Genomic DNA, 17,868 nt, shown 5'->3' on the forward strand with positions numbered 1-17,868 from the left:
CGGGCCAGACGGCCGTCGATGGTTCATTCTGCGGGTCAGCTACTTTTTTTTTAAGGCCGCTGTTTTTGGTTGAGACGAACCAACTGGATTTTCGAGGGTTACAAATCCCAACAGAGATTCTAACGACTGACAGAGTTCCGGCTGTGTCACCACATTCATCAATGCTGTGCTGATTTCTTTTTGTTCGGCGGCATTCATTTTCCCACCAGTAAAAGCCGTGATAAAGGGAACCGGTTTTGTTTCTGCCACAACACGCAGGTCGCCTTTTTTAATCGTGCCACAACCTTGCAGAAGCGGCTTGGCATAACTGGAAATCACGGCGGCGGCACGCACGTCTTTGTCAAACTCCAGAATTTTACAGGCACCATCACTACAGGCTTCGCTGATTTCCAACTTTTTCGGAATCGATACATGAGCCTTTTTCAAAATGTTCATCGCGGCCTGATGCTTTTCATCGCATTCAGAGGGCCCGAAGAAAATGCGATAGCCTTGTAAATCCTTCGCGGTTTGAGCCGGGTCCTTCGCTGGAACCACAATCAATCCGGTCTGAGTGGTTGATCCCTTGAGATCGGACAGACGGGCAACCCCCTGTACTTTCAGTTTTAAAGCACCTGCATCAGCGAGTACCACAGACTGCTTGCCAATAATCAGGTAGGCACGGTTATTCGCTTTTTCCGGAACGGCTTTCGCCAGTGATTCCGAAAACTTCACCTCGACCTTGCGGCCCAGTTCCTTTTCCAGATAGGCACCCAGTTTCTCATAGTCGCGCTGGGCGTAACCTTTCACACAGGGACAGGAGAGCGGCGCTGCCAGCGGGTCCATTACAATCAACGTCAACAACTGTGGACTGCCCTGCTTTGCCGGTGCCGTTTCGCCTGCGAACGCGGTGGGTCCACTGCATGCCAGGCACAACACAAAAGACATCAGGTGAAATGAAATCTGTTTGAACGTCACTTTTCTCTCCTCATCCAGGCGAGTGATTTCCGTTGGAAACTGAACTGCGACACGCAGAACGGAATCGCGTCCCACCAGTTTTTTACTTTGACGTGCTTGCGGTCGCCGTTGGTTTGCGCGCCATCACGATGATGTGATTGCGAGTGAGATCCATCATATAAACCCGGTCCCCATCAGGAGAGACCATGATCGAAACGTTCTTGCATCCTGGAACAAGTTTTACTTTCCCGACAAAGTCAAGATACTTACCGTCGGCCGAATAGCGTTTAATGTACCCCAGGTTTGATTCCGCCGTATATACTTCTCCGGCTCTACCAACTGCGACATTCATCGGATTACAGCAACTACCGAACCCTTCGACTCCGTTGCGATCCCGTTTTCCCCAATGCTTGATCAATTTTCCATTCCGATCATAATGGTTCACACGGTGCCGCGAGTTTTCAGCAACGAAGATTCCGTCATCGTTACATTGCACATCCATCTGACCGCAGCAGCCGCGAAGTCCTTTGACAATCACAGTCGGATTGTCAAAATTTTTATCCGTTCGCCAGACTTCATAGCCGTAACCTTTAATCGCGGAACAGGCAATGAAAATCTCATTCTCATTCACAGAAATGGAGGAAACCCGCAGTTTCCGTTTTGACATTGCGGCCACCTGAGCATCGATCTCCTGATCGGTCGGTTCCTTCACCTTCTTGGCCGCCTGTTCCATTTTCTTGTATTGTTCCAGAATTCGTTCATAGGACAGAATGCGTTTTTTGTCCTGCTCTGTTGGCGTTTTGCTTTTATCCTTGATCTGCTGAATCATTTTTTCAAGCCGCGGAACCATATTCACTACTGTGGAGGACCGGGCTTTCATCTGCTGCACCACCTGTTCGCGCAGTTTGACGTTGTTCTCTTTGACCGCCTTGGCATGCGGGGCTTCTTTGGTCATCAACACCTTTCCTTTGTTGTCGAGCTTCAACAACTTTCCGCTACCAGCGACGTAGATAGTGCCGTCCTGATCCACATTGATGGCATCTGGAGCGATCCGAATATTCCAGGTATCCAGCAATTGACCGTCTGGATTAAAAACCCGAATTTGACCGGGGCCGGAACCACAGGCGGCCAGGAGATTACCGGCTTGATCCATACAAAACGTATTGATCCGCATGCCGAGAATGCGTTTGCTGCCGACTTCAATCACGGCAATCTGCTCATGGGTCCCTTCTGGTACTTTGACCGATTCTGTTTTCTTAAGAGGTGCCCCCCCAGAAATCAGCGGGACGACTTGTCCATTCTGCACCTGAATCCGTACTTGAACCGGTTTCTCCTTTGAATCAGAAACCTTCGTTTTGGGTTCCGCCGCTTCACCCGCGCTGATTGCTGCCAGACTGAAACAACACCCGAAAAAAACTGTCTGCCGCATCCAGTGTGTCACATGAGAATCGCGCATCGCTGTTCTCCCTTTGGGAAAAATTTCGATTTAGAGGTCAGCTCCAAGTTCCCTTCGAAGCAGCCTCGTTGGTGTTAGCCGTAAAACGTTGCTCTACGAACTCATTCGCCTACAACGGTTTCATCTTAATTATTTCGAGACAAAGAACTGTCCAGATTGGAAAAATCCCAAGTGCGAGGCCCCTCAGAATGATCTACCGTGCCACTAAACTACACAGGCGTATAATATGACACTCAAATTGAGAGTCAAACATTATTCGCCATTTTTCAGAAATTTGAGATCTCCTATTTCCACTCAGTCAGTTAGATCACTCTCACACGCAGATATATTCAAATTTCTGGTGGGAATTCTCAATTCATCAGAAATAGAGAAACGCTGACGATCTTTTAATAATCACACCTGTAAACATAGGGGCCCTACGCAATGCCCGAGGAATCTATTTTGCCAGCGGGCGGCTGATCAGCATTTTCAGCTTTGACTTCGGCCCAACCAGTTTCATCGCGAGGACGTCTTCCTCCGTAAACCGCGCCAGCAGGATCTCGCCATCGGTTGATCGATTTCGGTCATAAGAAATATAGAGCGTGCCATCCGGCGCCTGAAAACCATCGGGATAGGAAATTCCTTTCCGTTCGTCGAGGATCAAGCCCCCTTTCCAGGTCTCACCATCATCTTCCGAAAGCCAGGCGCTAAGCTGCACGCGACCGTGATGGGCGTCAATGCGATCACCGTGTTTAATCAATAGTAGCCGCCCCGAAGCAAGCCGCCGGATGTGAAACCGCGCGTTGGGTTGTTTGATCTGCGCGGGCGCGCTCGGTTTCGCCCAGGTTCGCCCACCATCCGCCGATGTGGTCTGCATGATGCCTTTTGCCGTGCGGGCCAGCATCCAGAGCGAGCCGTCTTTGCGTTCGACGATCATGTGCTCATGCCAGTCGGGATTCGGGAAACGCGCCGCACCGCGACGTTCCCATGTTGCGCCCTGATCCTTCGAAACAAAAACATTCGCACCACGAACAGGATCAAGTTCTTTGAAGCAGCCTTTAAACGGTCCGAAACCGGTACGTTGATCCAGCGAGATCGGCAGCATCCACTCGCCATTCGAGAGCACCGTCGGTTTGTTCAAGGTCACGCCATGCCAGATACGACGCGGCTTCGACCAGATCGGCGTCTCCGCATCCGGATTCTCACAAATGGTCGCCCAGACCCCGGCTCGTCCGTCGAACATATGCATCGATTGATCAAAAATCAGCCACAGGCGCCCCGTGAGATCGGTCCAGAGATTACCGACCAGAATGCTTCGGTCATAGGGAAGTTCCGACGAATGTGAATCAAGAACCAACCGCGGATGTGACCAGTGTTCGCCGTCATCATCACTGCTTGCTAACACAAAGAACGCCTTGGGGCTGTCACCGCCCGCGACCCAGCAGGCCCACAGACGCCCGCCCGGCGTCCGCTCAATGCCGATCGTCATGCCATAATCGAGCCGATCGTAATCGTATTCAGGGAGTGGCGACATATTCAACGTGGGAGGAATTAACGCCAGATCGGCGATCTGTTCCATGCGTTTAATCTCGGCCTGTTTCTTTGAAACGGGGTCCGCCGAAAAAAGGACCGAAACAGTGCTAAGGGTGAAGACAAACAGACTGAGCGCGGTTTTCATTTGAGCATCGCTTAATTGAGTTATTGAAATTAAATCGTTTGACGACGATCTATCAGTTATTTCGCTGGCTTTCCGTTCCGACGATCAAACTGAAACGGATTGGTTTTGTCACCCGTCACGGTTACTTTCAACGGCGGGGCGATACCCCCTTGATCGACTTGGACGCGTAAGATATTTTTGGCGGCAAACGGGCGATCATAGATCCAGACATGACCATCTCCGTGAATGTAGAGAATCGGTTTGTCGAATCGTAATGCCTCTTTGCTGAAGGGGTCAAAAAAATCATTGTGGTTCGGAACGGGCTTGGCATGCCCCAAGAGTACCAGACTACTGACATCCTTACCATAACGATGCAGATTACGGCGGACCCAGTCGAGATCTGCTGCATGGCGCTGTTTCCATTCTGCCGCATCGTGAACGCGACCACCAACGATGTTGAGCCCTACAAACAGCACGCCCCCTTTCACAAAGGAAAAGTTTTCTTCACGTTCCCATTGTCGAATGACCGGGAGCGTATGCTGCCAATGACGATCGAACCGCATGAAGTACTGTTCCCAGAGTCTCCACGCCTGAGCGGGATCGGGGCAGTCGTTCCATTCGTTATCACCCGGAATGATAAACACCGGTTTCTTCGACTTTCGCAGCATCCCAAACACCTTGCGATAGACGGCTTCATCACAGGGTGCCGCGCCTCCTTTGATATCGCCGAGATGAACCACAAACTCGGCATCGTCGGGGATCGCTTTCATTTGTTTTGGCAGTTGTGCGTCTTCTACCGGCTTATAGGGGACGTCGCCCATCACATAAAACGTGACTTCCGGATTCGTCTGCTCATCGGGCTCGGGCTGGATTTGCCCGACTGCCGTTGAAATAACGAACAATATCTGCAGCAGGCCCAGCGGTAACGTCTTGAATCGCATTGATGATGATCCTCAGGAATGAATTAACAAAAGAAAACAGGTCTTAAAATACCCGTTCCCTGAAGTAAAGTCACCTCTGCAGCAAAAACAAAGCATCGTCTTTCCTGTATCCGGGTCGACTTCAATTGCTGTCGGCAGACTCTTGCTCTAATAATTGATCATATTTCTGCCAGTCAATCACGCGAATCAGAATTTTCCACACTCGCAGGGAAGCAATGACAGCGCGGAGTTGTGTCATCCATGTCCCACAGAAAACACCGAAGCATAACATCGCTATCAATGGTTGGCCGTCCTGATACGACAAAAAAGCGATGATAGCTAATCCGATCGGCAGTAACACACCAATCGGAATACATCCGAAAAATAATTTCTGAAACGTGGGGGGATGCGTTTCGTAATGACGTACCGACTTGAAGAAACGTTGCTCAAATTTAGAAAGTGGCATCCGTCTGTCCTGAGAAAGAAAAACGATAAAAACATCTATCTCATTTGCGGTTTATGGAAACTTTTCGCATCACTCCGACTGAACCGGTTTCTGCCCCTGCAAGTCATCACATTTCTGCCAGTCGATCACCCGAACCATAAATGCCCAAAACCGCATCCGCTTCGCACTCAAAACATGGATAAATATAATGTACCAGATTCCGCAAATGATACCTGCGACAAAAGCAACAGGCAACATCCAGTTCTGGAGAGACATCAGGTAAACGGCAAGTCCAAACGGTACGCTGACCATCAGACCGAAGGCCAGGTTCTTCTTTAATACGAAAATATAATCAGGCGGATTCTCTTTAAAGCTTCGGATATTATTCAGTGTTTTGAGCTGTTTTCTCGTGAGTGACATCGGTGTCCCCTATTGTGAATCAAGCTGTTAGTCCTTGATGGTTACTCATACCTGTTAACATTTTAATCGCTCATAATATGCGGCAACCTGCGATAACTCGGGCGGTTCGCAGCGCATAGCGACATGTCCGTCGGGACGAATCAGAAACAGACAGGGATCAATCACTCCCAGCCGTGCGTGAACTTGCCCCGTGGTATCAGAAAGCCAGTACGCGAGAGCAGCTTGTTTCGTGTCCGTTGAAATGACGTAAAACACATCGCCCGGCTGCAGCAAAGATTCGATTTCCATTCGATCTGGAACCGCTGTCGAATCAGCGGCCATCCAGAGCAGCACATGCCCGGTGGTCTGCATCAATTGAAATAATGTCAGAGTCTCTTCTGTTGTCGACGGCATCAAAGGTCCTGCGTCCGGCAGACAATCGCCGGGCAGCGGCCCCATCCACGATTGTTGCGCTGTTTCCCCGTGGGCGTGATAGCCGCTCACCAGGGGGCTCTCTCGATAATGAAAGTCGATTCCTGTTTCATCCCGCGCGGCCTGTTGTTGGCCACTGGCTGTCAGCAGCATGGCGCAAAGGGCGCGTTTGACCCGTGCGACCGCAGCCGGGTCGTCGGGAATTGTGCGTAATTCTTCGACTACATCGCCTGATGCCCCCACAGCCGCCGCGATCGGACGGCGTTCCTGTTCATAACTGTCAAGCAGACCAAAGCCCCCCTTCTCGGAAAGAACGTGCGCCAGCTTCCAGCCCAGATTAAAGGAATCCTGAATACCGGTATTCATGCCGTGTCCCTGGATGGGACTGCAGGCATGTGCTGCATCTCCCGCCAACAACACACGCCCCGAGCGATAATGGGCGCTCAACTGACGAAACGTATGATAGAGGATCGGCTCATCCGGTTCCTGCAGCGCAGAACCGGGAGAGATCGCATCGAGTCCCGCATTAATGCAGTCTAACAGTGTAGAAGGATCCGCATCTTCAACAGCGCGAAAATAAATCCGCCAGCGATCCCCGGGAAGTGGCACCGGATTCAAAGCGGGAGCTTCAATCTGAATTGCCGCCCGATCGGACTCATGCTTCCAGTTAAGAATCTGCCCATCGATCACGCCCCAGCGAGCCGGGTAGTGATGACCGGAAACTTCAACGCCGATCGCTTCGCGCACCCGACTGCGAATGCCGTCTGTACCGACGAGCCAATCCGCGGTCACCGCCTGTTCGATTCCGTCGGCGGATTTCAGAAACGCGGTCACTCCAATGCCAGACTGTTCCAGCCCTTCCAGTGACCAGCCTCGTGAAACCCGACCGCCGAGTTGCTCCAGACGTTCGGTGAGTATTTCTTCCGTTTTGTTTTCGGAAAGATTCAAATCATAAGGATGTCGGCACTCCAGACTGTCAAAACTGGTCTGAGCCACCTTCTCTCCATTTGCGAATATATTGAAACCGCGCATGACCAGACCGCGTTCGAGAAAGGCATCGATTACGCCCATCGTCTCGAAACATTCCAGCGAACGACTGTGAATAACGGTCGCCCGATCAAAGGGGAGCGGCTCGGGATTGCGGTCGACGAGCAGACATTCGATGTTACGTCGCGCTAGCTCAACTGCCAGCGTCAGTCCGGTCGGCCCGGCTCCCACAATCAAAACCGGGGTCTCGTTAGGTAAGGTTTGACTTTGACTCACAACAAATTTCCCGTTCAGATGATATCGCCCGCAATTTGAATCGTCGGTTTAATTTCCTTCTTCTTGTAATATGAAGAACAGTGTATCAGCTCAACCGGGAATTGACAGTTTTAACCATCATTCGGGAGAACGGCAGCCTGCATCGCTTGTAGAGATTCCCGCGCAAACTGTTTCTGTTTGATGCGAACATAGGGATACGCCATTTTAGAAAGTAACTGTCCCGGTCGCGAGAATGCATAGAGATCGTACCAGACCCTATCATCGTCTGCATGCCATTCGACCTGGAAACGTTCTTCGCCCGACTCGGCATGTTCGGGCAGCGTGCCATACGCAAACGCGAAGCGACACAGCGGCTCGGCCTCTTCCACCACATACACCACCCGACAGGCATTCAACACCCAGATCCCGAGAACATGCGCCAGAGCCGCCACCGTCTGCCCCGCCTCAGGAGCGGCATCGGGGCGATGCAGCGTCAGCCAGTCGAAGCGATAATGCTGCCAGTCAACAAGGGCCTGCTTCGCCAGTTCGTATAATGCTTTTCCCTGTCCCAGACAAATCCGGTTATGATCGATCTGATATCCAGCGGGTGGTGTGGGCAATGTGGTTGCTCCCGCATCGGGATACGTAAACTCCAGCCGGGCTTGTGCCGCGATGAAGTCAGCGATCTGCTCTGACTCAGGCTGTTTGAAAAGGAACATTTTTTTGAATCATCCTGAAAGTATTTTAATCCGGAACGTACCAGGAGCCGTTTCCTGTACTGAAAGCCTAAGAAGCAGACCCTAGATAAAAAAGGGAACGGGCCGTTGTGGAAAACAGAATATCCGATACCACGGGAGAGATAGAACCAGAACTGGCCAGCAGGGTTTTTCGCCCGGAAAAGGATTTTCTGACGGGCGGGATCATCAATCTGATTTTTTTCAGTTTCGTTTTCTTCGGATTTGGTTTCTTTATGTGGTTGAGTGCGCCGGTCGACCGCAGAGTATATTCGATCCCTTTTTCAGCATGCTGCTGGCTGCCCATGGCAGCATTTTCATTCTGGTATATGCTGGTTTGGAAATATGTTTCAGTAACTCTGCAAAATGGAAACATCACGATGAAAGGTGTCTTTTTCAATAGAGAAATTAATTTGTGTGACATAGATGTTGTTCACTGGGGCCTTCACTCTCATGGACTAATCAAAGTTCAAACGGCTCTCGAAAGGGGTACGATTAATTTTTATTACTATACGAAAGCGGAACGGCTCTGGCTGATTCAATACTTTCGCAACCATTTTCCAGAAGACCAACAGCAGAACTGGCCCCTGTTCTGCCTGAAGATTGCACTGCCGCTATTGAAGCCAAAGCTAGACAAGCCTCGCGAGGCGGAGCCGGATGATGTGCTGCATACCCGCAGGAACTGGGACCGATTGACAATTATCATGACCAGTATCACTACATTGATCGGCATCTTCACAGCCTGGGGCCTGCAAAAACCGGGGTATCTGTTCTTGCCCCTGCTCCCTCTTTGTATGTGGGGCTTTCGTTATACTGTTCCGAAAGAGGGAATCTTCGTGAGATCGACCAGTGCAGACAAAGAGCTCATTTATCTGCTTTGGTGGACCGGTGCTGCAACCATGATCTTATTCCTGTTGATTTTATTAGATCCTCCCAGAGAGTATCGTGGATTCATTGCTCCGACAGGAATGCTCATCTGGAGTACCCCGTTTTTCTGTTTCTTAATCAAATCAGAACGAGAGGAAAAAAAGAAAGCGCTCGTCGAAGCAGAACAAGCGGTCACGGAATGGGACGATGAGTTCAAACCTGATTGAATTGGTGAATTCATTCAGAAAATGCTGATTCATGAAGCAGTTAGAAATTACTGCATCTACCGCAGAGGCATTAAAAAATAAAGAATCACAACCAACAGGAAGGAATCCACAATGAAGCCGATGTTGATTTTTTTCTGTTGGGCTGGTGTGAGCTCGTGGTCGCCTAAGACAATCGTAAGCAGCACTCCGATCGAATAAACCTGTAACGGCAGAAACAGAATGCCCAGAAAGGCGGCGCGATACGCACGATCCAGGTCCTGATCCAGGTTGCTTACGGGTACATCCTCGTCTGCTTCCTGTTCCGGAGACTCGTCTTCGTCCTCTTCCTCGTCCCAGCCGTTCTCGAACCCTTCGACGGTTTTCCAGTCTTCTTCGGTAATGGGAACCGGATCGTGTTCATCCAGAATGGCGAAGGCCCGCTCGGCGTCTTCCTCCGCAACCTGTACCTTGATGCCGCCGATCGCAGTTCCCAGATACCAGGCCATGCCGACCGCTTCTTCGTCCGAGAGAAAAACGCGAATGTCTTCCGCTTCCAACTGATTACGCACCAGGCTGGCTTCCGTCGGCGTATTCAACGTTGCTACCGTAACAAAGTCATTCGACATTGCGGGAGGTTCCTGAAAGAGAATTACTTAAGGCACGCGTACCTTCACATTGTCATAATGAATCGACTGCTTCGGCGTGACCAGGCCGATCTTGTCTTTGGTGGCGTGGGCAATGCCGGGAGAACGGAGCGAGCCGATGATTTTGCCGTCGATAAAAGCCTGCATCAGATCACCTTTGATCCGCACGGTGACGGTGTACCATTTGTCTTTTTCGAGCTTGACCGGAAAGACGGCCTGCGTTCGTTTAAGAATCGCCTGTTCTTCGGAAGTCAGTTTTTCCTTGGCTCGACGTTTCTTGAAGATCTCGTTGTTGAAGACGCCGGTCTTGCCGTCGCGGAGTGTGATTTTTGTGGGCGAGATCACAACGCGGCAGAGATGTCCCGCATGGGAACCTTTGAATTTGTGCTGATTGAACGTCAAGTTGGTGTAAGGCGAGCCGGCGAACTTGAGATCGACGGTCAACTCTACATCGCTGTACGGTTCCGTCCGCAACTGGTGCACGGCCGCATGCCCGCCGTCTTTGAGTTCCACGCCCTGCAATACGCCCTCTTTGACGACGGATGAACTCTTGTAGAGATTCCATTGCTTGCCCAGTTTTGGCTTTGAAAAGTCGTCCTCGAAAAGCTGTTTCTGGTATTGATCGGCGGGAATCGCATCGGGGGCACCAGCAAAAACCGGAAGGGCGGACACAAAACAGGCCAGAGTAAGCAAACATCGGTGATAGAACATCATGAGCACTTTCAGGAATCTGGGACTATGAGAATTTTGAGTCAGCGTTCAACAATGTAATTGAGTCTACATTTAGAGTCAAACAAATAACGGTTTTGCCTATGAAAACAGAGTAACTCATTTTGAAAGCCCCCGGCTGCAGGCCAGTTCCCAATGATGCTCTTCAGATTTCATCATAATTTTGATCATGTGAATTCCTCTTTTTCGATTTACTTAGTGTAAAGGTAATTCTTGAGCTTTGTTTTCAAAATCTGGTCTCAGGAACTTTTTATTCGATTTTCACTCTGAAGCTTCATGCGACACTGACCATCTTTTTCACCTATTTCGTTTTATTGCCCCAAAGGAGAATTCCCCATGTTTTGTCGTCCAGTTTATGCCATGCTGTTTTTATTTGCATTCTTTTCAAGCTTTGCTGCGACAATTTTTGCAGAAGAGGAAAAGAATGCATTATCTGCCCCAGAAGTGAGCAAGGAGTTTTCCAACTTCATTTCACCTGACCATGAAAAATCTTTCATTGATTCACATGCCAATTCGGTAAAAGAACTCTCCAACCTGTTAACTCAACTTCAGGCGGGCGAATCTGCAAGCGTCAAACCAATTAATGATTATTTAGCTCCCTTAAAAAGAGAACTGAAAAATATTGACGATTGGTTTGCTGAAGCGGTTCGTAGAAATCCGGATCGGGTAGTCCAACTTTTAAAAGAACGAGACAATCGTATTAAAACTGTTTGGGAAGAATTTCGCAAAAACCGCAAAAAGGAATACCGTGGTGTGCGGGTCACCAAATCAGATTATCAACATGCTTCACGGGGTCCGGTAACGACACCTGGTGGAAGTCGTGGTAAAACCGAACGCACCTGTCGAGTAGAAGCGCCAAGTGACGAGTACACCTTAGACTCAGCCAACAGGAATATTGGTAGTCGGATGGGAGATACTCACGTAGGCGGTATTCAATATCTGCCTCGAGGACGCGGTTGTACTTTGTATCTCTACGCTAAAGCCAAGAGTTTTGGCAGCACAACGCGATCACGAGTCGGTGTTACGTTAATTGGCACATTTCGATTGAAAGATGTAGTAACAGACAGTCGTGTATCGTCTGATGAAAAATGGCTGCGAGACCGCATTTAATGGAACGAAGAGGCGTCCAATAAAACGCTGACAGATCTTTGATGTCATCTCAAATTCAAAAACTGGTCAAACACAACCAGACAGCTGTAAAACCAAGAGGCCCTGTCACCTGATCCGGCGGCAGGGCCTCTCTATATTCCTGAATTCAGTTTACAGACAAGTCATTCAAATAAGAGAATCATTGTTTTCCTGTCTGATTACTTTGACGTAAGTGGGAAATCGATCTGATTGCTCCCCGATTTGACGTCTGCTTTTAATGTTGTCTTGGAATTATATTTCGCGGGCAGCAGTTCCGGACGTGCTTTCCGGTCTTTGCCTTCACCTGATTCATCGGAGTAGGCTTCCACGGCTGAGATGATTACAACCTGATGTGCCCCCAGCAGTGCACCTGAGGTTGTTCCCGTGTATGATAATTCATAATTCCCTTCACTATCGGTTTCCCCGATAGACGCGCGTCCGTTTTCAGGTTGAAAAGTAACCTGAGCCTGTTCCAGTGGTTGACCATCTAAAGTGACGGTTCCTGAAACCTGGCCTAACGGCGGTGTGTCACTTCCGCCACCACAGCCCCATAAACCGAACATGAGACAGCCGGTAATAAGGAATCTCGAAACGATCCTGATTTTCATAACACGATACCTAACTTCTTCTTTGAGTGATCCACCCGGACTCAAGTGGGTCAGTAGAGTAGAGAAACAACGACGACCGCAGAGCGTTACTTGCTCGCGCGGTCGCGTTGATGTACTGGAATCCGATTTAGAATTCGCCGATCACGTCGCCATCCTGAATTGAGGAGAGACGTTCGAGAGTACTATCGACCACACCACCATTGGTAACATTCGTATCGATATTCTCACTAATAAAACGGACGGCACCGTCACCCATCAAGAAATGGGCTCCGCCAACGTGGCGGCTGCTGTAGCCTCCATTGGCCTGATCAGTAGATGAAACCGGGTTGATCCCGAAGTGAGTGGTTCCGGTAATGCTTAACAAGCCCTGGTTGGCAGCTGTATTTCCAGTGCAGTTGGCACAGGTAGGCCCCTGTCCGATATTGTCGCGAACAGCAAAGAGCATGCCCGCATACATCGGATTTCCTGGAATGTTATAGGCACGCTCTCCCGCCAAAATCGAGTTACTCAAACCGTCGCTGAAATCGCGAAACTGACAGCGACTGTTTCCCCAGAACGCTCCCGTGGCGCCAGTTGTTCCATCGCTATAATTCGATGCCTGATTGGCCCGGTGATAGGCGTTGTTATTGGAAACGACATAATTCGTCACCGAAACTCCAACGTTAGAAGTCCGCCCGCCACCAGCGTCGAAATAATCAATAGTGTAACCGGCTTCGGTATGAGTGGCCTTTCCGGTATCTGAGGGACAGCGAAAGACGGGATACGTCTGCTGCATTGCCTGAATATTCGCGCCAAAGGCATAGCTGGCAGGAGTATTGCCGACATTGAAAGTATTGTAAACGGTCGAGAGATCAATATACGGAGCCAGAAAGGCTGACCAGGTCCAGTGCCCTTCATCGTCTCCCACATTAGGATCACGGACATAAGCCGGGGGGAGTGTTTTGAAAGTGGAATGATAATTATGCATAGCCAGGCCGATCTGCTTAAGATTGTTTTTGCAGGTACTGCGCCGTGCCGCTTCTCGTGCCTGTTGAACCGCAGGCAGCAACAGCGCAATCAGAATCGCAATAATGGCGATGACAACCAGCAGTTCGATCAAGGTAAACCCCCGATGTCGTAGCGAGCGTCTTATAGAACTCATGATTTCGTCTTTCATCAAACAATAAATAAATGATTACAAAACAGATGGGGACGAAGATTGTTTTGTCATATTCCTGGACACAGCTGAGTAATCAAATCGATCTCCAGCACATCAAACAAGTCTAATCACCAACGTCATACATAGAACTATGTAGCCAATTCGTCTTTAACGAAGCAAATGAACATAGTCCTACACATGCAGTCGTACGCCTCCCCCTGGATTTACCGGTAAAATATTTCTTTTTTGAAAAACGGCAGAATCTGCGACGAAGCTCATATCCAGAACTCCTTGTGAGACAACAGTTTACGTACGCAAAGTACGATAGATACTGCGAATGGCCTGAATATCTTCAGCCGGTGGGTCGGTTTGAGAAAAGCCCTGCTGATTCCGTTCCAAAAGATGAGTCGCGCGTTTCAGCGTCAGCCGGATCAATTCATGTATTGGCAAGAAAGAGACGGAACAATTCAAAGATATCGCACCTGCAATTCCGTGTCACAATTGACTGAGTTTATACACATACAGAACCGGCATGACCAGCAGGAAAAACCAGCCGATCAGGTCCAGCAGTGACGGAGGCGAATCGCGGCGCAGGCCCCGGGTTAAGCCGGTTACCGATAAAGCGTCTTTATTCCAGATGACGACCATGCCGGGCAGCGACATCAAAACCGCGAAGGTCGCTTCCCAGAGCCGACTCTCAGAAAAGTTGCCGATCGTCGCTCCCAATATGCCGTTGGCAATCACCACCAGTAATGTGATCAGCCTCTCTTTTGATAACTTCATTTAGCTGTTTCTCCTCAGCGCGTCATCCTGTTTTCTTGGTTGATGTGTCTATGATACGAAAAAGAGGGACGGCCGCAAATTAAATTCAAAGATGAGTGCGATTTGCGATGCCAGATAAATTCTCCCCTTACAAATTACGACAAATGTCTTTTTTCTATTGACATAAAGACAATTGTCGTTTTTAATAAAAAAATGAATCATTCAAAAGCAAAAATACCAGATGCCGAACGGGATGTTCTGGTCTGCCTGAATCAACTGGAAGAGGCCACGGTCAAAGAAATCTGCGAGGCATTGCAGCCAGTGCGGAAGATGGAGCCGTCGTCTGTGATGACACTGCTCAAACGACTGGAGGCCCGGAAACTGGTCACCAAACGCAAGGCAGATCAGGGAAAGGCGTTTGTATTTCGTGCGACGCGCGAATCAACGCGGGCCTATCGTCATTTGATGAATGACCTGTTCCAGGGAGTCTTTGGCGGCGATACGCTCTCCTTTATGTCCTCGTTCTTTGAAACGCGTAAGCCGACGGAAGAAGAGATTACCCAGCTGCAGCAACTGCTTGATGATCTGCGTACTCAGAAACAAAAGAAGAAGGGAGACAAATCATGATCCATTTCTTCCAGCATACCGCAGAGCAATGGGGTGGTTTCGTGCTGAGCGCCGGCATTCAGGCTGCGTTTGTCGCGTTTTTTGCCTTCGTATTTCTGTTTCTGACACGGCGATTTATCAGCGCACCGCTGCGTTATGCGATTCTGCTGGTGGTGCTCGTCAAATTCGCGATGCCACCATTTCTGGACCTGCAAACGGGCCTGTTCACGAAGTACTCAGTCATTCGAAACACTGTTATCATTACCGATCCGGTCATTGTGATTGATGAAGCCCCCGGCATAACAAGCCAAATCGCATCAGACACCAGTCGCTCCCGCGTTCCATCCCACCCTGCCTCTAAGTCAAAAACCAAACCAACGCCTCAAACAGCGTCATCCCGCGCGTCTGTTCCCGTTGTATCAAAGCCAGAACCGGAATTCCGCTGGTCCTGTCTGTTGTTGCCTCTGTATCTGCTCGGCACGGCTGTCTTCGTTGGTTTACTGATTCACCGTTATCGCTGTGTGCGACGAATTGTACGCGCGAGTACACTCCAGCAAGATGGTTTTTTGTTTTCAGAAGTCGCACGGATATCTGAACTGCTGCAAATGAAATCGCCCCCTGCCCTGCGCATTTCAGACGAGACGGACGCCCCATTTGCCATTGGTGCATTCCGCCCGGTGATTGTAATGCCGCGTGCGATCGCCGAAGAGTTACAACCCGATCAACTGACGATAGTGATCGCCCACGAGCTGGCACATATCCGCCGCCGCGATTTGCTGATTGGCTGGTTCGAAACGCTGGTGAGCCTCGTCTGGTGGTTTCATCCGGCTCTGTGGTGGCTACGAAAATCACTCAGGCGAACCCGGGAAGACTGTTGTGATGATCTTCTGCTCGCAAAACAGCTCGCCGAACCGGAGCGGTATTGTGAAACGCTGATTGAAGCCGCGAGCCGACAATCAACTCGACTGACAGAACCGCTGGTGCTCGGATTTGTGCACCAGGAACACCCGGCCGCTCGACGAATTCGACGACTGATGAATAGTACGCTGTTTCGGGCTGACCGCCTGCGATATCCGGCTCTGATATTCACCTTGCTATTTGCACTGATCATGCTGCCCGGATTGCGACCGGATCAACAGCCTGTCACGGAAACCACACTGGAAGGAGATTATGGCTGGCGGAATCTTCCCTTCCGGATTGATGCTGGTGAAGAGACCGCCATTAAGGAATGCAAGGAGCTGGCACAGACGTACTTCTTTACCCGAAATGATATCCGAGATTTTTCACTCCCAGAAACCCGAGACAAACTGGAAGCAATTCTGGAAGCGCATCCGAAATTGTTTTACGCGCAAAATCTGCTGGGCACGTGGCATCGCATGAATGGAAATTTGGAAGAGGCCTCGCGACTCTTGAATGAATCCCTGGCCAATGCCCCTGTCGTGCTCACGCAAACCTACAAACGGGGCAATGGTGATCCCATTCAGGATGTCGCAATTGACCAATTGGAAATTGAATGCAATCGAGTGCAAAAGGGTTCACTGGATCCAAGTCTGAGATTGAAATTTGTGGCGCTCATCACAGATTCTCAAGGCCAGGTTCATCTGCCCGTCTATGACACCGTGTATCGTACAAGCTCACAGTCTTATCCTGTCGATTATTTTGCCGAGTTTCAAAACCTGGGCTGGATCGAGTCCAACGCGCGAAATGGCATCTTACCCGATGTCATGGTCTGGAAACCCTGGTCGCGCCCACGGGACTTCACACGTACGGCATCCCAGACGCCGCGACTCAAAAACGCGACAGGCACCGACACGCTGCAACTGATCTCAGACTCCAATGCATACAGTATCGGACGTGTCGCACGCGGTCAGGCCGACGGTAGAGTGAGAACGGAAGACGGCAAGGGAATGGGGATTGCGGTCAAAGGATCTTCGCTCAAGATCACAAACGGCACGTTTATGGACCATGCGTTGATTGAGCTCGCAGGCCCGGCCCCATCTCGTTTTGCGTTATCGCAGGTGGATGTACTGGACTCGCAGACGAAAATTCCGCTGCAGTCATTCCAGTATGGCGCCGGCTTCACGTGGACTGATCAAAGCCGATTTCATCTATTCTCATTGTGGGAGAAGTTACCCGATAAGGTGGACCTGGTCCTGAAAGTAATGAACTACGACAGCGATGATTTCCGCTACCAGATTCCTGCCGCCATCGGATCAACGGTGCAACATGCAGGCAGTTCCTTTGCGATCACCTATCTTGGTGCAGGCAATCATAACGGCTGGAGTTCCAACAGCGGATTTCACGGAGAAGCCCAGGGGCTTGAGAACACCTCGGAGATCATCTTTCAGATCACGGGAAACAGAGAACAGAAATTCTCTCTGTGGGTGGTCTCAAAGACGGGGCGCAGACAGAACCTGAATAAAGACGGCTGGTTTTCCTCACAGACAGGTAATTCATCAATCCGAATCATGCTGCCTCTCAGTGAAATCGCACATTTCGAACTGGTGCCTTATGTGGAGCCGAAGACAATTTATTTTGAACAGATTCAGCTACCTGCCCGCAGTGCCCCGCTGAATCAAGAGTTGCCCCTGATCGAATTTCCCGTCGACGGACAGGCCCGTAAATATACGTCTGACGCCTTCAACCCGCTACGCGTTCATTTTGAAAGCCATCGCGGGAACCTCTATTCGGGCATGGGTTCTTACAACAACAGTTTTGAATTCCACGAACGTCCGCTCAAAGACCAGTTTCCGAAATCCAAAATGACGGTGAGCTGGTATTACCATGCAACGATTGACTTGAAGCATCGTCTCGAATTCGTCGTAGCCCCACCTCCAGTCAAGCCGGGCAGAAGCAGATCACAAAGTTCCAGCGCCATCTGGGGAGACGCCGGTTTCACAAGCCGAGAGACACCACTGGAATCAGTCAAAGCGGTGCTATTGGAAATCCTGCCGAAACCGGACGGGGAATAAGCGCTCGCTAA

The 17,868-nt window shown here is 50.1% G+C and carries 18 protein-coding genes; 4 read left to right on the plus strand and 14 right to left on the minus strand.

Features of this window, described 5'->3' with window-relative positions; genetic code table 11:
• Positions 1 to 39: 39 nt before the first annotated feature.
• The 9 genes from Enr17x_RS18495 to Enr17x_RS18535 all read right to left on the minus strand — a co-directional run bounded on the left by Enr17x_RS18495 (position 40) and on the right by Enr17x_RS18535 (position 8,597).
• Positions 40 to 1,029, minus strand: a complete 990-nt coding sequence (locus tag Enr17x_RS18495) for a PhnD/SsuA/transferrin family substrate-binding protein (protein WP_145311208.1) — start codon at positions 1,027 to 1,029, stop codon at positions 40 to 42.
• A gap of 7 nt (positions 1,030 to 1,036) precedes the next feature.
• Positions 1,037 to 2,389 carry an NHL repeat-containing protein gene (locus Enr17x_RS18500; protein ID WP_145311209.1) on the minus strand — a complete coding sequence of 451 codons (1,353 nt, stop codon included), beginning with the start codon at positions 2,387 to 2,389 and terminating at the stop codon, positions 1,037 to 1,039.
• Between the two features lie 436 nt (positions 2,390 to 2,825).
• Entirely contained in the window at positions 2,826 to 4,046 is a 1,221-nt protein-coding gene (locus tag Enr17x_RS18505) for a sialidase family protein (RefSeq protein WP_145311210.1), read from the minus strand.
• A 56-nt stretch (positions 4,047 to 4,102) separates the two neighbouring features.
• Positions 4,103 to 4,966, minus strand: a complete 864-nt coding sequence (locus Enr17x_RS18510; protein ID WP_145311211.1) for a metallophosphoesterase — start codon at positions 4,964 to 4,966, stop codon at positions 4,103 to 4,105.
• A 121-nt stretch (positions 4,967 to 5,087) separates the two neighbouring features.
• Positions 5,088 to 5,411, minus strand: coding sequence for a hypothetical protein (locus Enr17x_RS18515; RefSeq protein ID WP_145218607.1), 324 nt, complete (start codon positions 5,409 to 5,411; stop codon positions 5,088 to 5,090).
• Between the two features lie 69 nt (positions 5,412 to 5,480).
• Positions 5,481 to 5,810, minus strand: a complete 330-nt coding sequence (locus tag Enr17x_RS18520; protein WP_145311212.1) for a hypothetical protein — start codon at positions 5,808 to 5,810, stop codon at positions 5,481 to 5,483.
• Between the two features lie 54 nt (positions 5,811 to 5,864).
• Positions 5,865 to 7,484, minus strand: a complete 1,620-nt coding sequence (locus Enr17x_RS18525; protein ID WP_198000664.1) for an FAD-dependent monooxygenase — start codon at positions 7,482 to 7,484, stop codon at positions 5,865 to 5,867.
• 110 nt (positions 7,485 to 7,594) lie between these two features.
• On the minus strand, positions 7,595 to 8,182 hold the full coding sequence (locus tag Enr17x_RS18530; RefSeq protein WP_145311214.1) for a DUF1990 family protein: 588 nt from the start codon (positions 8,180 to 8,182) through the stop codon (positions 7,595 to 7,597).
• 67 nt (positions 8,183 to 8,249) lie between these two features.
• Complete coding sequence (locus Enr17x_RS18535; protein WP_145311215.1) at positions 8,250 to 8,597, minus strand: hypothetical protein; 348 nt, start codon at positions 8,595 to 8,597, stop codon at positions 8,250 to 8,252.
• A gap of 13 nt (positions 8,598 to 8,610) precedes the next feature.
• On the opposite strand from Enr17x_RS18535, the gene Enr17x_RS18540 reads away from it, so the two are divergent.
• Positions 8,611 to 9,291, plus strand: a complete 681-nt coding sequence (locus Enr17x_RS18540) for a hypothetical protein (protein ID WP_145311216.1) — start codon at positions 8,611 to 8,613, stop codon at positions 9,289 to 9,291.
• Between the two features lie 56 nt (positions 9,292 to 9,347).
• On the opposite strand, the gene Enr17x_RS18545 is transcribed toward Enr17x_RS18540, so the two are convergent.
• Entirely contained in the window at positions 9,348 to 9,896 is a 549-nt protein-coding gene (locus Enr17x_RS18545; RefSeq protein WP_145311217.1) for a putative signal transducing protein, read from the minus strand.
• A 27-nt stretch (positions 9,897 to 9,923) separates the two neighbouring features.
• Positions 9,924 to 10,628, minus strand: coding sequence for a family 16 glycoside hydrolase (locus Enr17x_RS18550; RefSeq protein WP_145311218.1), 705 nt, complete (start codon positions 10,626 to 10,628; stop codon positions 9,924 to 9,926).
• Between the two features lie 351 nt (positions 10,629 to 10,979).
• On the opposite strand from Enr17x_RS18550, the gene Enr17x_RS18555 reads away from it, so the two are divergent.
• Positions 10,980 to 11,753, plus strand: coding sequence for a hypothetical protein (locus tag Enr17x_RS18555; protein WP_145311219.1), 774 nt, complete (start codon positions 10,980 to 10,982; stop codon positions 11,751 to 11,753).
• A 197-nt stretch (positions 11,754 to 11,950) separates the two neighbouring features.
• Here the strand turns inward: Enr17x_RS18555 and Enr17x_RS18560 are convergent, their stop codons facing one another.
• The 3 genes from Enr17x_RS18560 to Enr17x_RS18570 form a co-directional block, all read right to left on the minus strand.
• Complete coding sequence (locus Enr17x_RS18560) at positions 11,951 to 12,334, minus strand: Ig-like domain-containing protein (RefSeq protein ID WP_232100768.1); 384 nt, start codon at positions 12,332 to 12,334, stop codon at positions 11,951 to 11,953.
• Between the two features lie 172 nt (positions 12,335 to 12,506).
• The gene (locus Enr17x_RS18565; RefSeq protein WP_145311221.1) at positions 12,507 to 13,520 is read right to left on the minus strand and encodes a DUF1559 domain-containing protein; all 1,014 of its coding nucleotides are present in this window, start codon (positions 13,518 to 13,520) and stop codon (positions 12,507 to 12,509) included.
• Between the two features lie 492 nt (positions 13,521 to 14,012).
• Positions 14,013 to 14,300, minus strand: coding sequence for a hypothetical protein (locus tag Enr17x_RS18570; RefSeq protein ID WP_145311222.1), 288 nt, complete (start codon positions 14,298 to 14,300; stop codon positions 14,013 to 14,015).
• A gap of 192 nt (positions 14,301 to 14,492) precedes the next feature.
• Between Enr17x_RS18570 and Enr17x_RS18575 the strand changes: the two genes are divergently transcribed.
• On the plus strand, positions 14,493 to 14,906 hold the full coding sequence (locus Enr17x_RS18575; protein ID WP_145311223.1) for a BlaI/MecI/CopY family transcriptional regulator: 414 nt from the start codon (positions 14,493 to 14,495) through the stop codon (positions 14,904 to 14,906).
• Positions 14,903 to 17,857, plus strand: a complete 2,955-nt coding sequence (locus Enr17x_RS18580; RefSeq protein WP_145311224.1) for a M56 family metallopeptidase — start codon at positions 14,903 to 14,905, stop codon at positions 17,855 to 17,857. The genes Enr17x_RS18575 and Enr17x_RS18580 overlap by 4 nt, the downstream gene beginning before the upstream one ends.
• Positions 17,858 to 17,868 lie beyond the last annotated feature (11 nt).

Source organism: Gimesia fumaroli (assembly GCF_007754425.1).
Taxonomy (GTDB): Bacteria; Planctomycetota; Planctomycetia; order Planctomycetales; family Planctomycetaceae; genus Gimesia; species Gimesia fumaroli.

Coding starts and splice junctions, on each gene's coding strand:
- Enr17x_RS18545 (WP_145311217.1), bottom strand. CDS start 9,896: ATGTCGAATGACTTTGTTACGGTAGCAACGTTGAATACGCCGACGGAA.
- Enr17x_RS18520 (WP_145311212.1), bottom strand. CDS start 5,810: ATGTCACTCACGAGAAAACAGCTCAAAACACTGAATAATATCCGAAGC.
- Enr17x_RS18500 (WP_145311209.1), bottom strand. CDS start 2,389: ATGCGCGATTCTCATGTGACACACTGGATGCGGCAGACAGTTTTTTTC.
- Enr17x_RS18565 (WP_145311221.1), bottom strand. CDS start 13,520: ATGAGTTCTATAAGACGCTCGCTACGACATCGGGGGTTTACCTTGATC.
- Enr17x_RS18515 (WP_145218607.1), bottom strand. CDS start 5,411: ATGCCACTTTCTAAATTTGAGCAACGTTTCTTCAAGTCGGTACGTCAT.
- Enr17x_RS18555 (WP_145311219.1), top strand. CDS start 10,980: ATGTTTTGTCGTCCAGTTTATGCCATGCTGTTTTTATTTGCATTCTTT.
- Enr17x_RS18580 (WP_145311224.1), top strand. CDS start 14,903: ATGATCCATTTCTTCCAGCATACCGCAGAGCAATGGGGTGGTTTCGTG.
- Enr17x_RS18570 (WP_145311222.1), bottom strand. CDS start 14,300: ATGAAGTTATCAAAAGAGAGGCTGATCACATTACTGGTGGTGATTGCC.
- Enr17x_RS18510 (WP_145311211.1), bottom strand. CDS start 4,966: ATGCGATTCAAGACGTTACCGCTGGGCCTGCTGCAGATATTGTTCGTT.
- Enr17x_RS18560 (WP_232100768.1), bottom strand. CDS start 12,334: ATGTTCGGTTTATGGGGCTGTGGTGGCGGAAGTGACACACCGCCGTTA.
- Enr17x_RS18550 (WP_145311218.1), bottom strand. CDS start 10,628: ATGATGTTCTATCACCGATGTTTGCTTACTCTGGCCTGTTTTGTGTCC.
- Enr17x_RS18575 (WP_145311223.1), top strand. CDS start 14,493: ATGAATCATTCAAAAGCAAAAATACCAGATGCCGAACGGGATGTTCTG.
- Enr17x_RS18505 (WP_145311210.1), bottom strand. CDS start 4,046: ATGAAAACCGCGCTCAGTCTGTTTGTCTTCACCCTTAGCACTGTTTCG.
- Enr17x_RS18530 (WP_145311214.1), bottom strand. CDS start 8,182: ATGTTCCTTTTCAAACAGCCTGAGTCAGAGCAGATCGCTGACTTCATC.